The organism is Amycolatopsis sp. (assembly GCF_025464955.1).
GTDB lineage: Bacteria > Actinomycetota > Actinomycetes > Mycobacteriales > Pseudonocardiaceae > Amycolatopsis.
Map to the genome: position 1 here is coordinate 54,921 of NZ_JAODNM010000161.1, position 13,475 is coordinate 68,395.

Genomic DNA, 13,475 nt, shown 5'->3' on the forward strand with positions numbered 1-13,475 from the left:
CTTTCCTGTGATCATCACGTCGAGTGGGGGGTGCCCACGCTTGGTTCGGATCAAACGGCCGGTTTGGCTTGGCGCGATCTTGGGCACTGGATTCGTTAGTGTTGCGCCGACGAGAGGACTACCTGTGGTGGATGACACCCCCGGTGCTGGGGACGGCGCTCAAGTGATCGAGGTTCGCACCGCGGCGGTACCAGCGGTGATACCAACGTTACGCACAGTAGCCGCTGATGTCGCGATGCGGCAGGATTTCGACCTCGACGCCATCGAGGACCTCCGGATGGCTGTCGACGAAGCTTGCTCGCTCCTGCTGGGTTCGGCGTCCGACGGCAACCTGCGCTGCGTCTTCACGACGTCCCCCAACCGCATCCAAGTGGCGGTCTCGGTGCTGACCGATTCAGCCGAGCTCGCCGACGGCAACGCGCTGGGCTGGCAACTCCTGTCGGCGCTGACGACGTCCGTCGAGAGGACGGTCACGCCGGCCGGTGACGGGTACCTCGCGCAAGTCGAACTGGTGCACGAAGGCGAGACGGCAAGCCGGTGACGCCAGAGGAAGCCGACCGGCACGCGCTGTTCAGGCAGCTTGCCGAGCTCGAACCTGACGACCCGCGCCGTGAGCGCCTTCGCGACGAGATCGTGCGCGCCCACCTCGAACTCGCCCGCAACCTGGCGAGGAAGTTCCGCAACCGCGACGAGGCGATGGACGACCTCGTCCAGATCGCGACGATCGGCCTGATCAACGCCGTCGACCGGTTCGACCCTGCGCACGGCACCGACTTCCTCGGCTTCGCGGTACCGACGATTTCGGGCGAGCTGCGCCACCATTTCCGCGACAACAGCTGGTCGGTGCGGGTGCCGCGACGGCTGAAGGAGCTCAACGGGAACATCGCGGCGGCTCGCGAGGAGCTGACGACAAGGCTGTCGAGGGCACCGAAACCGAGTGAGATCGCGGCACATCTCGGGGTTCCGGTCGAGGAGGTCTACGAAGGGCTCCGCGCCGGCCAAGGCCGATACGGTGCGTCACTCGACAGCATGTTGGAGAATTCCGCCCATCCCGGTTTCGGTGAGGCCGACGCCAACCTGGACCAGGCGGAGCTGCGTCAGGCGCTGCGGCCGCTCCTGGACAGCCTGCCCGAGCGGGAACGCAAGATCGTCGCGCTCCGGTTCGGTTACGGCCTGAGCCAGTCGGACATCGCGCGGCGGGTCGGCGTGTCGCAGATGCAGGTGTCGCGGTTGCTGAGCGGGACGCTGAAAACCCTTCGCGAGGGTCTCGGCGACGACGGAATAGCGGAGTGATGGTTTTTGTGGACGCTGATGGAGAGTGACGCCACGGCACCCTCGCAGGCCCGGCAGGAGGTCCGCCGGGCCATCTCCGTGCTCGGGCTGAACGGCGACCTCGCCGAGGACATCGTGCTGGTGACGTCCGAACTGGTCACCAACGCCGTCGAACACGGCGGTGGACAATGCCGGTTCGAGATCGACCATTCCGACGGCGTGCTCACCATCCGCGTCTACGACCCCGGTTCGGATCGCCCGGCGCCGAGGGCGCCGAAAGCACCCACCCCACGCGGACGCGGCCTTTGGCTGGTCGAGCGGCTCGCGAACGCGTGGGGCAGCGAGGACTCCGCGAACGGAAAGTGCGTCTGGGCCCGGTTCGTCCTCCCCTGAACGGTTCAGCGGTTGCGGGTGCTGAGGACGAATACCGCCGGGCACAAGGACTCCGCACCGGCCAGCAGACGTTCGACGAGCCCGACGTACGCGGGGCCGCCGACGTGCAGAAGGGCGACAAGAAGAAGTCCCAGCAGGACAACGGTGGCAACGGACGAAAGGGCCGATGCGCCTTGAGTACCAGCGAGAGGCCACAAGGCCAGTGCGGCGAACCCGAGGTAGGCGAAGACACCGTGTGCGGTCGACGGCCCGTGCGCGGGCACCGGTAGCGCCGCGACCACGCCGATGGCCGCGCCTCCCAACGCGAGCAGCAGACGGCCGAGCGGCCGGATGCCGGCCAGTCCCGCCGCCGTCACCACATGACAGACCCCCAGCAGTACGAGTCCGCACGTCATCACCCAGCGATCTCGGGCGCCGTAACCGGCGAGCTCACTGATCGTCTGGCGGAGCGAGTCGAAGTTCGGCTGCAGTGCGGCCGCGAGGGTCCAGCCGCCGATCATGGCCACGGGTGCGACCAACGACGACACGACTGCCCAGGTTTTCACTGGGGTGACGCTAGCTCTCGACGTCGGTCAATGCTCCGTGGCCGCCGGTGTGCGGCAGTGGCCAGGCCTTCACACCGCCACTCGACTCGATGTGCTGATCGGTTTTCGGGCGCGGGGCCGCGCTTTTCGAGCCGATCCACGACAGCACGTCCGGTAGCTGCGACTTGAACGTGTTCATATTGTGCCCGGCGTCGGGAATGATCCAGGAATACATCACGGTCGGCCCCGTAATGGCGTGACGAATCGTGTCGATCGACGCCTTTTCGTCTTTTTCCTTGGCGCCCGCGATGATCAGCAGCTCAACCGGCGAAGGATGCCGCTGGAGGTTCAGCGAAATCGTGTTCGCGTCGGAGATGTCTTTACGACCGTGGAAAAGGTCCTCAGTTTCGGCATCGATAGAGGCTTTGTCGTAGCCGCTCACACTGGCCGCATTGGCATACCACTGGGGATGCCGGGAGACGAGGTCGAGTGCGCAGTACCCGCCCGACGACCAGCCGGCGATGGTCCAGGCTTTCCGGTCCGGGTTGACGTGCAGCGTGTGGATCGCCCAGTTACGGATGTCCGAAGAAAGGTACGTGTCGTTCGCGTGCCCGTTCGCCTCGTCGACACATTCCGTGTCGTGCCCGATCCGGGGTTCGCCGCTCGGGTCGGGAATGATGACGACCGACGGCGGCAGAAGGCCTTTGACCCGGGCGGCGTCGAGGGCGTCGGGGAGGTGGTAGGGGCCGACCGCAACCTCGGGACCCGAAGGATAGTTCGGAATCCACTCGATCACCGGGAAGACGTAGTCGCGATAGGATGGATCGGAGTACTCCGGCGGAAGGTAGAGGTTCACGTCCCGGGTGATGCCGGTGCGCTGGCCCTTGACCGTCATGTGCAGCACCGAACTCTTGCCTTCGCGGGCGCGTTGGGCGTTCGCGTCCTGCAGACGGCCGAGGCCCGAGCCGTTCTCGCCCGCGTCGGCGTTTGTTCCCTCGCCAGGGTTGACGGACGTGCCGAGCAGCGAACCCAAAGTCGGAAAGAATCCGCCGACGATATTCAGCGCCAGGCCGCTGCCGGTCACCAGCAGGATCACCGCGGCCACTGTCGACGTGGCGCGGCCCGTTTTCTTCCAGCCCCATTTATCCCAGAAAACCGGCACCGCGATCACGGCCAGCAAAGCCAGTACCGCGACTACAATGAGGGTGGTGGTGGAATCCAGTCTGATCGCGCTGGCGTGCATGGCGGGCATTCCTTTCGATGCGCAAGCGCATCGTCGAGCGTAAGGAGTACGCCATCGTCGAGCTTGCTATTCCGAGAGTGAAGACGCACCGTGCGGTGATCATGTTGTCGAGGTGTGATGTGAGTCACACCTCGACAACGTCACGTCACCCGATCAGCGACAGGAAAGCCGGCGGCGCACCCGGCTGACCACGTCGTCCACGCCTGACTGGTGAGTGTTCCGGCCGGTAAGAACCGGTCGCGGCGCTCACGAGTCAGTGATGCGCGTCTCGTTGCACTGCAACTCGTTGCATATGATGCTGAGCAGATGGCGTTGGAACACGCGATCCTGGTTTCGCTCTCCGAGCGCTCCGGGACCGGCTACGAGCTGACCCGGCGGTTCGAGAAGTCGATCGGCCTGTTCTGGCAGGCCAGCCACCAGCAGATCTACCGCGTGCTCAAGCGGATGGAGGAGGCGGGCTGGATCGCCGTCGACCACGTCGAGCAGGACGGCCGACCGGACAAGAAGGTCTACACGGTCGGCGATCCTGGCCGGGACGAGCTGAAACGCTGGCTCGCCGAGCCGAACGCGAACGCCGGCGCGCGGGAGATCGCGGTCAAGATCCGCGGCGCGTCGTTCGGTGACCCCGAAGCCGTCCTCGCCGAAATCGCCCGCCACCGCGACGTCCACGCCGAACGGCACGACGCCTACCGCCACATCGAGAAACGCGATTTCCCCGCTCCCGGCGAGCTCAGCGGCAGCGCGTTGCACCAGTACCTCGTGCTGCGCGGCGGAATCCGCACCGAACAAGGCCACCTCGACTGGTTCGAAGAGGTTCTGCGGGCCCTGCGCACGGACAACGAGAAAGGCCGATCATGAGTCAGTACCCGAACTTGCTGTCGCCACTCGACCTGGGCTTCACCAGCCTGCGCAACCGCGTGATCATGGGGTCGATGCATACCGGCCTGGAAGACAAGGCCTCGCATTTCCCCCAGCTCGCCGAGTACTACGCGGAACGCGCGCGCGGCGGCGTCGGCCTGATCGTCACCGGCGGGTTCGCGCCGAACAAGACGGGCTGGCTGCTGCCGCTCGCGTCGAAGCTCTCGACGTCCGCGGAAGCCAAGGCGCATAAGCAGTTGACCGCGCCGGTCCACGAGGCCGGCGGCAAGATCGCGCTGCAGATCCTGCACGCCGGCCGCTACTCGTACAACCCGCTGAGCGTGTCCGCGTCGAGCATCAAGGCGCCGATCAACCCGTTCCGGCCGCGGGCGCTGACCGGGTACGGCGTGCTGCGGCAGATCCGCGCGTTCGTCAACTGTGCGGTACTGGCAGCCGAAGCCGGTTACGACGGGGTCGAGATCATGGGGTCGGAGGGCTACCTGATCAACCAGTTCCTCGCGCCGCGCACCAACAAGCGCAAGGACGGCTGGGGCGGCACGCCGGAAAAGCGGCGCCGGTTCGCGGTGGAGATCGTCCGCCGCACGCGGGCGGCCGTCGGGCCCGACTTCATCATCATCTACCGACTGTCCATGTTGGACCTTGTCGAAGGTGGACAGTCCTGGGCGGACGTCGTCGCGCTGGCCAAGGACGTCGAGGCGGCGGGCGCCACCATCATCAACACCGGGATCGGCTGGCACGAGGCCCGCGTTCCGACGATCGTGACGTCGGTGCCACGCGGCGCGTTCACCTGGGTGACCGGGAAGCTCAAGCCGCACGTCGGCATCCCGGTGGTCACCTCGAACCGGATCAACATGCCGCAGGTCGCCGACGAAGCGATCGCCGACGGCAGCGCGGACCTGGTGTCGATGGCCAGGCCGTTCCTCGCCGATCCGGAGTGGATCACCAAGGCGTCGAGCGGGCGCGAGGACGAGATCAATACCTGCATCGCCTGCAACCAGGCCTGCCTCGACCACGCGTTCAAGCGCAAACTGGTGTCCTGCATGGTGAATCCGCGGGCCGGCCGCGAGACGGAGTTGGTACTTGCGCCGACCCGCAAGGTCAAGCGCGTTGCCGTTGTCGGTGCCGGACCGGCCGGGCTCGCGGCCGCGACCAGCCTCGCCTCACGCGGGCACGCCGTCGAACTGTTCGAAGCGGACAATGAGATCGGCGGCCAGTTCGGCATCGCCAGGAAGATCCCCGGCAAGGAGGAGTTCGCCGAGACGATCCGTTACTACGCCAGGCAGATCGAGCTTTCCGGCGTCAAACTGCACCTGAACACCCGGGCCACCGCGGCCTCGCTGACCGACTTCGACGACGTCGTCATCGCCACCGGTGTGACGCCGAGGATCCCGGACATCCCGGGCATCGACCATCCCAAGGTTTTGTCCTATGTGGACGTCGTGAAAACCGGGAAGCCGGTGGGCGCGAAGGTCGCCGTGATCGGGGCCGGCGGGATCGGTGTCGACGTCAGCGAGTTCCTGACGCACAGCACCTCACCCGCGCTCGACCTCGACGCCTGGATGGCCGAGTGGGGCGTCGCGGACCCGGAAACCGCGGTCGGTGGTCTGGTCGAACCCGTGCCGTCGCCGTCGCCGCGGCAGGTCTTCCTGTTGCAGCGCAAGAAGGGGACCATCGGCGCCGGGCTCGGCAAGACCAGCGGCTGGGTGCACCGCGCGGCGTTGAAGGCGAAGGGCGTCGAGCGGATTCCCGGGGTCAACTACGAGAAGATCGACGACGCCGGGTTGCACATCACGTTCGGCGACAAGCACGAGAACCCGCGCGTGCTCGACGTCGACAACGTCGTGATCAGCGCGGGCCAGGAGCCCGCAAGGGAACTGGCCGACGAACTCCGCGCGGCCGGCGTCGCCGTGCACGTCATCGGCGGCGCCGACGTCGCCGCCGAACTCGACGCCAAACGGGCGATCGACCAAGGCACCCGCCTCGCCGCCACCCTCTAAACGGCAACTCGACGGCGAGTTGCGGTCCTTGCAGACACCAACTATCGCAACTCGACGGCGAGTTGCGAGCAAAGAGCGGGGGCTAGCCGGTTTTGCTGGGGAGGCCGTTTTCGAGGTGGCCGGCGAAGCGGCGGCGCCACGACGGCTGGCCGGCGAGGCTGACGGTGACGTCGTACCAGCCGTGGTCGGACACGATCGGGTCGAGCGTGAGCGCGTGCGACCCGCGGCCGGGGACGGTGAACCCGGGCGCCCCGCTGACCCCGATGGTGACCGGCAACAGCCGCGAGTTGACGACGGTCAGCGTCAACTTCGGCGACGCGGCCGTCCCCGCCAGAGACAGTTGCGCCTCGATACCCCCGGTCAGCGTGTTGCCCGCGGCTTCCACCACGAACCCGTTCGGCCCGTGGATCGCCAGGTCGTACACCGCCACGAACACGATGTTTCCGCTGCTAGAGCCCCCGGGCGGGACGTCGAACCGCTGCGAAACGCCCAGCAGGTGGTACGCATACGACGCGAGCTGCAGCGCCTCCGAGCCGTGGTTCTCCAGCTTCAGGTCGATCGACGCGAGCCCGACGGACACCCCGGCGATCGGCTGGTACGGCAGCGGCCTGGCCGGCGCGCGTCCCGGCTCCTGCCTCGGAACGACCTGCTGCCCCAGCGCGGGCGGAGCGGCCTTCGGAAGCTTCGACTCCGTGGCGTCAGCCTGGTCGCGCAGCGCGTTCGCATCGGGCAGCGACGGCGTCGACGGATCGAACTCGCGGAAGTCGAAACAGCTGGTCAGATCGCCGCAGATGGACCGGCGCCAGTCCGAGATGTTCGGCTCCTGCACGCCCGTCCACCTCTCGAGGAAGCGCAGGACGGACGTGTGGTCGAACACCTGCGAATTGACCCAGCCGCCCCGGCTCCACGGCGAAATCACCGTCATCGGCACGCGCGGGCCGAGCCCGATCGGCACGTTCGGCCCGCTCGGCGGCGGGAACCCGGCGGTCACCGGCTGGATCGCGGGCAGCAGCTCGGCGCGGGTGCCGTCGGGCGCGGCGGGCGGCGGCATGTGGTCGAAGAAACCGTCGTTTTCGTCGTAGTTGATCAGCAGGACTGTCGATTCCCACAGTTTCGGGTTGTCCCACAGCGCCTTCAGTACCCCCTGCGTGTACGCCGCGCCGTCGACGGGCCGGGCCTCCGGGTGCTCACTGTACGAGTGCGGCGCGACGACCCAGGACACGCTCGGCAGCGTCCCGGCGGCGCAGTCGGCGATGAACTGCTCAAGCACGTGGTCGACGCTCTTGCCCTGACCGGAGTCCGGCTTCCACGTCGTGCGGAGGCCGGCGCGCTCGGCGAGTTGCCTGGTCGCCGGGTCGGACGACGCCAGGGAGTCGTGGTACGCCTGAAAGAGCCACAGTGGGTTGTCGCCGTAGTCCCCGACTAGGCCGTTCGTACCGTCGCCGACCTCATCGTTCGCGTACACCTGCCACGACACCCCGGCGGCCTGCAGCCGTTCTGGATACGTCGTCCACTTGTAGGCGGGCTGATAGTCGGGCGGGTTGAACGTCGCGGGGCCGCCCGATTTGCCATCCGGATCGATCATCCCGGTCCAGTGGTAGAGGCGGTTCGGCGTGGTCGGGCCCTGGATCGAGCAGTGGTAGTTGTCGCAGATGGTGAACGCACTGGCGAGCGCACGGTGGAACGGGATGTCGTCGCGGGTGAAGTAGCCCATGCTCAGCTGGGACTTCGACGGGATCCACCCGTTGTACGCGCCCCCAGCCCACGCGAGATGCGTGGTGTCCCAGTCGTGTGCGAGGTCGCCGAGGTCCTGCCCGTCGACCACGGCGGTGTCGACGTGGAACGGCAGCAGATACCCGCCGTCGACGCGCAGCAGGTCAGGCTGGTGGAAGACGTCCTTGCCGAGCGGCAGCCGGAGGGCCGCCTTGTCGCCGTAACCGCGGACGCCGGGCATGGTGCCGTAGTAGTGATCGAATGACCGGTTTTCCTGCATCAGCACCACGACGTGCTTGACGTCGTCAAGACTGCCCTTCCGGCTCGGTTCGGCGAGCGCCTCGGCCATCCCGGCAGGCAGCACACCGGACACTCCGGCGATCCCGGCCGCGGCCGCCGCCCCACCCAGTACTGTCCGGCGGCGGATCCGACCTTCCGGCTTCCCCATAGTGTTCTCCTTCTTGTAAGCCAAGAGCCCCCGTGGCAGCGTTGTGCAATCCGCACGCGCGATCAAGTATCGAAAGCACTGGAAGAGGTGAAACCATGGCGAACTCCGCCCGACTTATCGGCTTTGCTCCGGCAACGGATCTCGACCGAGCCGCGAAGTTCTACGCCGGCCTCCTGGGTCTCGAGCTCGTCGAGACCAGCCCGTTCGCGTGCGTTTTCCGCAGTGGGACAACGATGTTGCGGGTCACTCAGGTGGAAGAGCTGACACCGCAGCCGTTCACCGTGCTCGGCTGGGAGGTCGAGGACATCGCCGGGTCGATCGACGAACTCCTCGTGCGGGGCGTTTCGTTCACCACCTACGAAGGTATGGGCCAGGACGACCGCGGCATCTGGACCACCCCCGGTGGCGACAAGGTCGCCTGGTTCACCGATCCCGACGGGAACACGCTCTCGCTCACCGAGTTCTCCTGAGCGATCGAGTTCCCGATCGCTCAGGTGCTGGGAACCTATTGGTCAGGGCTGCGTCAGCTGGCTAGTTTCAACGACGATCACCCGAAACCAGGAGCACCATCGACGCCGTCGCCGACCTGATCGCCGGTGCGCCCGACCAGGCCGGCTCGGTTCGGCTGGACGTCACCGATCCCGAGCAGGTAACCACTGCCGTCGCCGAGGCCGAAGCGCGCTTCGGGCGCATCGACGTGCTGGTGAACAACGCGGGCTACGGCCTGCGCGGCGCTGTCGAGGAAGTATCCGAAAAGGACCTTCGGGCGCAGTTCGACACCAACGTCTTCGGGATGCTGGCGGTGACCAAGGCCGTTCTACCGCTCCTGCGGCGGCAGCGATCCGGACACATCGTGCAGATGTCGTCGGTGGCCGGCGTGCTCGCGGCCGTCGGCGGCTCCGCGTACGCCGCCTCGAAGTTCGCCGTCGAAGGGCTGTCCGAAGGACTCGCCGCAGAGGTCGCGCACCTCGGCATCCGGGTGACAATCGTCGAACCCGGGCCGTTCCGGACCGACTTCGGCGGGCGGTCGATCCGGTGGGCCGACGCGATCGGCGACTACGCCCAGGTCATGGGCCCGGCGAAGGCACGGCTCGCCGACCTCGACGCGGTCGAGGCTCTGGGGCCGGCGACCTCGTTCACTGGCAATTAGACAACACTGTTGCTTTAATAGGCGGCATGGTCAACGCCGAGAAAACCCTGCTCGCCGAACTCCTCGCCCAGGAGGAGCGGTTGCGCTTCCCCCGGTTCGACAACGAGACGGCGTTGGCACTCGGCCTGCACCTGCTCGACGCGGCGAAGCAGCAGGGACTCGCCGTCACGATCTCCGTGCGACGCGGTGACCAGCGGCTTTTCCATGCCGCACGGCCCGGAACGTCCGCGGACAACGACGCGTGGATCGACCGCAAGAGCCGGGTCGTCGACCGCTACGGGCACAGCTCGTTCGCGGTCGGCACCCGGTTCCGCGCGGACGGGGGCACCTTCGAGGAGAACTCGCGCCTCGACCCGGACACCTACGCCGCCCACGGCGGCGTCTTCCCGGTGATCGTCGACGGCGTCGGCCCGATCGGCACCGTGGGCGTCTCCGGCCTGCCGCAAGCCGCCGACCACGCCTTCGTCGTCGAACAGCTCGAGGCTTTTTTGCCCACGCTCAGCTGATCTTGGGGCCGGGCCCAGGGACCCCGCGGGGCCACCCTCTAGCAGGTGGCGCTGGTGATGGCGGTGTGACTGCTGGGACTCCCGAAGGCACTCTCGGTAGGGCAGAGACGTCGTCAAGGCCTAGCTGAGTACGCCTTACGCCATGAAGGTGGCCCCGAGGGAACGCCTCCGCGTGGTACCGTGAGTGATCACATCATATATCAGACGCTATCTGGCGGAGGCGGCCCTATGACGTTCGAACGGCAGCGGGCGCGACTGGCCGGGGTGGTCGCCATTCCGGTCACGCCGTTCGACGACCGCGACAAGGTCGACGCGAGCGCCTACGGCAGGCTGGTCCGCCGGCTGGTCGACGCCGGGGTCGAGGTGATCACGCCGAACGGCAACACGGGCGAGTTCTACGCCCTCGACGGGCCGGAATCCCGGCTATGCCTGGAAACGACGGTAGCGGCGGCGGGTACGGGCGCGAGTGTGCTGGCCGGGGTGGGCCACGACATCAGCACGGCGATCCGCGCTGCCAGGCACGCGGCGGCGACCGGCGCGGACATGATCATGATCCACCAGCCGGTACATCCGTACGTTGCCGCCGACGGCTGGGTCGACTACCACCGCGCGATCGCCGACGCCGTGCCGGAGCTGGGCGTGGTGCTGTATCTGCGGAATCCGGCGATCGGCGGCGAACAGCTGGCACAGCTCGGCGAAGACTGCCCCAACGTCATCGGGATCAAGTACGCCGTGCCGAACGTCGTCCGCTTCGCCTCTGTCGCCCGCGATGCCGGCTTGACGCGGTTCGTGTGGATCGCCGGCCTCGCCGAACTGTCCGCTCCGGGCTACTTCGCCGTCGGGGCAACGGGATTCACCTCAGGCCTGGTCAACGTCGACCCGCGGACGTCGCTGGAGATGTTCGACGCCTTAGCCAAAGGCGATTTCGCCACCGCGATGACCGGCTGGGAGCGCATCCGGCAGTTCGAAGAGATGCGCGCGGCCGACAACAACGCGAACAACGTCAGCGTGGTGAAGGAGGCCCTCGCCCACCTCGGCCTCTGCAGCGCCACTGTCCGCCCCCCGAGCAAGGCCCTGACCAGCGCCGAACGCGCCCACCTCCACGCACTACTCGCCGAGTGGGACCTCCCGCGAGTGCAAGGTGTTCAAGGCATCGAGCCCCAGGGCGACCAGGTTCGTCAGGCCGTTTTCGGTGAAAACCAGGTGTAGCGGTCCGCAGGCTGCAACTGGGCAACGAACTACGCCGCGTGCGGGAGCTCGCCAGCCGGACTCCGGCGGAAGCGGCACTGCAGCTGGACTGCGCGCCGACGAAGATCAGCCGCATGGAACTCGGGCAGAGCCCGGTCGGCGTCGGCGACCTGAAACTGCTCCTGGAGTACTTCGGCGACGACCCGCAGCACATCGCGTTCCTGCTCGACCTCGGCCGCAACACCAAGGCCCGTGGCCGCTGGTCCGGCTACCGCTCGATCTTCCCCGAGTGGTTCCGCATGTACTTCGACCTCGAACAAGACGCCTCGGACATCAAACTCACCGAGGCTGAAGTGATCTCGACGCACACTGGATCAAGAGCAGCCGTAGCCAAGGCAACGGCGCATGCGTCGAGATGGCGAACGGCGAAGGCTGGATCGGCATCCGCGACTCCAAGCTCGGCGAGGCCAGCCCGGTGCTCGCGCTGACCACCGCCACGGCCTTCCTGTCGCAGCTCAAAGACTCGTGAGCGTTGTGACCGGAGTTACCCACGCGTAAACAGGGCGTCAGTGGTCGGCCCCGGAGTGTCAGGGGACCGTTGCCAGCGTGTGCGAAGCGGACGAAACAGCACTGTGCTTAGGGGGTACGTAACACCGCCGAAGCACGGAGGCAACAGTGACGCTCACCGAGCTCCTTCCCAGCCTGGGCTGCGAAGCGGCCGACACCCTCGAGCCCGGCGTTTGGCCGCCGAACACGACGCGTGGGCCGGGCGGCGAGCTGATGTTCGCGGGCGCCCCGGTCAGCCACCTCGCCGCTCGCTTCGGCACGCCGGCGTACTTCCTCGACGAGGTCGCGGTCCGCGAGCACGCCAAGGCGTACCGCGCGGCGCTGCCCGAGGCGGAGGTCGCGTTCGCGAGCAAGGCGCTGTGCACCAAGTCCGTGCTGCGCTGGCTCGCCGAAGAAGGCCTGTCGCTGGATACGTGCTCGGCAGGCGAGATCGCCGTCGCACGGTCGGTCGGCTTTCCCGCTGAGCGGATCCTGTTGCACGGCAACGCGAAAACGCCCGAAGACCTGAAGGCCGCGCTCGCCTACGGCGTCCGGCGGATCGTGCTGGACTCCCTCGACGAGATCGAGCAGCTCGGCGCGCTCGCGCACGGGCGTCAGCAGGTGATGATCCGCGTGACGCCGAACGTCCAGGCGGACACCCACCAGGCCATCACCACCGGCACCGAGGGCCAGAAGTTCGGCTTCTCGCTGCGTCCCGAGGTCCACGACAACGTCGACCGCGCGGTAGAGGCCGTGCTGGCCCAGCCCAGTCTTCGGCTCGTTGGACTGCACTGCCACATCGGCTCGCAGGTGTCGCGCGTGGACAGGTACGAGGAAGCCGCGCGCCGGATGGTGGGCGTCCTGACCGACATCCGCGACCGTTACGGCATCACGCTGACCGAGCTCGACCTCGGCGGCGGACACGCTGTGCCGTACCTCCCCGGCGACCCCGAATTCGACCTCGACGGGTACGCGCGCAGGCTGCACGTGGCGCTGGCGTACGAATGCGCGTCACACGGTTTCCCCTTGCCGCGCTTGACGATCGAGCCCGGTCGCGCGATCGTCGGCAGCGCGGGCATCACCGTGTACCGGGTGTGCGCGGTCAAGCGCGGCAGCAAGACGTTCGTCGCGGTCGACGGCGGCATGAGCGACAACCCGCGCCCCGCCCTCTACGGCGCGAAGTACACCGCCCGCCTGGTCGGCCGGGCCACGCACGCGCCGCGGCGGTCGATGGTCGTCGTCGGGCGACATTGTGAGTCCGGGGACATCATCGCCGACGACCTCGCGCTGCCCGACGACATCCACGCGGGCGACCTGCTCGCCGTCCCGTGCACCGGCGCGTACCACCACTCTCTGGCGTCGAACTACAACCTCATCGGCCGGCCCCCGCTGGTCGGCGTCCGCGACGGCGTCGCCACCATCCTCGTCCGCCGCGAAACCGAGGAGGACCTGCTCCGCCGCGATCAGGGTTGACTACTCGTTCACCCACCCGGAATTTGTCAAGGTGAGTGAGACCAGTGGGTGTTAGGCGGCTTCGGGTTCGGTCTTCTGGCTGGTGTCGTCAGCTGGTCGGTTGATCCAGACGGTGTCGGGGAGATTGAGCATCTTTGGTGCTG

The 13,475-nt window shown here is 67.4% G+C and carries 14 protein-coding genes and 2 pseudogenes; 13 read left to right on the top strand and 3 right to left on the bottom strand.

Features of this window, described 5'->3' with window-relative positions; translation table 11 throughout:
• The first annotated feature begins 124 nt into the window (after nt 1–124).
• Genes JWQ81_RS41195 through JWQ81_RS41205 form a run of 3 tightly spaced genes read left to right on the top strand, consistent with a single transcriptional unit; the run spans nt 125 to nt 1,665 of the window.
• Nucleotides 125–541 carry an anti-sigma factor gene (locus JWQ81_RS41195; protein ID WP_297550612.1) on the top strand — a complete coding sequence of 139 codons (417 nt, stop codon included), beginning with the start codon at nt 125–127 and terminating at the stop codon, nt 539–541.
• Nucleotides 538–1,293, top strand: a complete 756-nt coding sequence (locus tag JWQ81_RS41200) for a SigB/SigF/SigG family RNA polymerase sigma factor (RefSeq protein WP_297550614.1) — start codon at nt 538–540, stop codon at nt 1,291–1,293. Before JWQ81_RS41195 ends, JWQ81_RS41200 begins: the two co-directional genes overlap by 4 nt.
• 18 nt (nt 1,294–1,311) lie before the next feature.
• Nucleotides 1,312–1,665, top strand: a complete 354-nt coding sequence (locus JWQ81_RS41205) for an ATP-binding protein (protein ID WP_297550616.1) — start codon at nt 1,312–1,314, stop codon at nt 1,663–1,665.
• Nucleotides 1,666–1,670: 5 nt separating this feature from the next.
• On the opposite strand, the gene JWQ81_RS41210 is transcribed toward JWQ81_RS41205, so the two are convergent.
• Both JWQ81_RS41210 and JWQ81_RS41215 read right to left on the bottom strand, forming a co-directional pair.
• Complete coding sequence (locus tag JWQ81_RS41210; RefSeq protein WP_297550618.1) at nt 1,671–2,210, bottom strand: DUF998 domain-containing protein; 540 nt, start codon at nt 2,208–2,210, stop codon at nt 1,671–1,673.
• A 10-nt stretch (nt 2,211–2,220) separates the two neighbouring features.
• Complete coding sequence (locus JWQ81_RS41215) at nt 2,221–3,432, bottom strand: alpha/beta hydrolase-fold protein (RefSeq protein ID WP_297550620.1); 1,212 nt, start codon at nt 3,430–3,432, stop codon at nt 2,221–2,223.
• Nucleotides 3,433–3,449: 17 nt separating this feature from the next.
• Between JWQ81_RS41215 and JWQ81_RS41220 the strand changes: the two genes are divergently transcribed.
• From JWQ81_RS41220 to JWQ81_RS41230, 3 genes are all read left to right on the top strand, one after another.
• Nucleotides 3,450–3,620 carry a hypothetical protein gene (locus tag JWQ81_RS41220; RefSeq protein WP_297550622.1) on the top strand — a complete coding sequence of 57 codons (171 nt, stop codon included), beginning with the start codon at nt 3,450–3,452 and terminating at the stop codon, nt 3,618–3,620.
• Nucleotides 3,621–3,738: 118 nt separating this feature from the next.
• Nucleotides 3,739–4,290: a PadR family transcriptional regulator gene (locus tag JWQ81_RS41225; protein WP_297550624.1), complete on the top strand. Its 552-nt coding sequence runs from the start codon at nt 3,739–3,741 to the stop codon at nt 4,288–4,290.
• Nucleotides 4,287–6,308, top strand: a complete 2,022-nt coding sequence (locus tag JWQ81_RS41230) for an NADPH-dependent 2,4-dienoyl-CoA reductase (protein WP_297550626.1) — start codon at nt 4,287–4,289, stop codon at nt 6,306–6,308. Before JWQ81_RS41225 ends, JWQ81_RS41230 begins: the two co-directional genes overlap by 4 nt.
• An 82-nt stretch (nt 6,309–6,390) precedes the next feature.
• Here the strand turns inward: JWQ81_RS41230 and JWQ81_RS41235 are convergent, their stop codons facing one another.
• On the bottom strand, nt 6,391–8,469 hold the full coding sequence (locus JWQ81_RS41235; protein WP_297550628.1) for a phosphocholine-specific phospholipase C: 2,079 nt from the start codon (nt 8,467–8,469) through the stop codon (nt 6,391–6,393).
• 95 nt (nt 8,470–8,564) lie between these two features.
• On the opposite strand from JWQ81_RS41235, the gene JWQ81_RS41240 reads away from it, so the two are divergent.
• The 7 genes and pseudogenes from JWQ81_RS41240 to lysA all read left to right on the top strand — a co-directional run bounded on the left by JWQ81_RS41240 (nt 8,565) and on the right by lysA (nt 13,332).
• A complete protein-coding gene (locus JWQ81_RS41240; protein WP_297550630.1) occupies nt 8,565–8,939 on the top strand; it encodes a VOC family protein in 375 nt (124 codons plus the stop codon).
• A 104-nt stretch (nt 8,940–9,043) separates the two neighbouring features.
• Nucleotides 9,044–9,565: pseudogene (locus tag JWQ81_RS41245) on the top strand (SDR family NAD(P)-dependent oxidoreductase); the annotation flags it as partial.
• 80 nt (nt 9,566–9,645) lie between these two features.
• Nucleotides 9,646–10,125, top strand: coding sequence for a heme-degrading domain-containing protein (locus JWQ81_RS41250; RefSeq protein WP_297550632.1), 480 nt, complete (start codon nt 9,646–9,648; stop codon nt 10,123–10,125).
• 228 nt (nt 10,126–10,353) lie between these two features.
• Nucleotides 10,354–11,334 (top strand): dihydrodipicolinate synthase family protein, encoded by a 981-nt coding sequence (locus tag JWQ81_RS41255; protein WP_297550634.1) that lies wholly within the window; start codon nt 10,354–10,356, stop codon nt 11,332–11,334.
• Nucleotides 11,335–11,351: 17 nt separating this feature from the next.
• Nucleotides 11,352–11,510, top strand: a pseudogene (locus JWQ81_RS41260) (helix-turn-helix transcriptional regulator); the annotation flags it as partial.
• A gap of 218 nt (nt 11,511–11,728) precedes the next feature.
• On the top strand, nt 11,729–11,842 hold the full coding sequence (locus tag JWQ81_RS41265; protein ID WP_297550636.1) for a hypothetical protein: 114 nt from the start codon (nt 11,729–11,731) through the stop codon (nt 11,840–11,842).
• Nucleotides 11,843–11,988: 146 nt separating this feature from the next.
• Nucleotides 11,989–13,332 (top strand): diaminopimelate decarboxylase, encoded by a 1,344-nt coding sequence (gene lysA / locus JWQ81_RS41270; protein WP_297550638.1) that lies wholly within the window; start codon nt 11,989–11,991, stop codon nt 13,330–13,332.
• Nucleotides 13,333–13,475 lie beyond the last annotated feature (143 nt).

What these genes read in the sequence shown, in the direction of transcription:
- JWQ81_RS41205 (WP_297550616.1), top strand. Translation starts at nt 1,312, where the DNA reads ATGGAGAGTGACGCCACGGCACCCTCGCAGGCCCGGCAGGAGGTCCGC.
- JWQ81_RS41215 (WP_297550620.1), bottom strand. Translation starts at nt 3,432, where the DNA reads ATGCACGCCAGCGCGATCAGACTGGATTCCACCACCACCCTCATTGTA.
- JWQ81_RS41220 (WP_297550622.1), top strand. Translation starts at nt 3,450, where the DNA reads ATGCGCAAGCGCATCGTCGAGCGTAAGGAGTACGCCATCGTCGAGCTT.
- JWQ81_RS41225 (WP_297550624.1), top strand. Translation starts at nt 3,739, where the DNA reads ATGGCGTTGGAACACGCGATCCTGGTTTCGCTCTCCGAGCGCTCCGGG.
- JWQ81_RS41230 (WP_297550626.1), top strand. Translation starts at nt 4,287, where the DNA reads ATGAGTCAGTACCCGAACTTGCTGTCGCCACTCGACCTGGGCTTCACC.
- JWQ81_RS41235 (WP_297550628.1), bottom strand. Translation starts at nt 8,469, where the DNA reads ATGGGGAAGCCGGAAGGTCGGATCCGCCGCCGGACAGTACTGGGTGGG.
- JWQ81_RS41240 (WP_297550630.1), top strand. Translation starts at nt 8,565, where the DNA reads ATGGCGAACTCCGCCCGACTTATCGGCTTTGCTCCGGCAACGGATCTC.
- JWQ81_RS41250 (WP_297550632.1), top strand. Translation starts at nt 9,646, where the DNA reads ATGGTCAACGCCGAGAAAACCCTGCTCGCCGAACTCCTCGCCCAGGAG.
- JWQ81_RS41255 (WP_297550634.1), top strand. Translation starts at nt 10,354, where the DNA reads ATGACGTTCGAACGGCAGCGGGCGCGACTGGCCGGGGTGGTCGCCATT.
- JWQ81_RS41265 (WP_297550636.1), top strand. Translation starts at nt 11,729, where the DNA reads ATGGCGAACGGCGAAGGCTGGATCGGCATCCGCGACTCCAAGCTCGGC.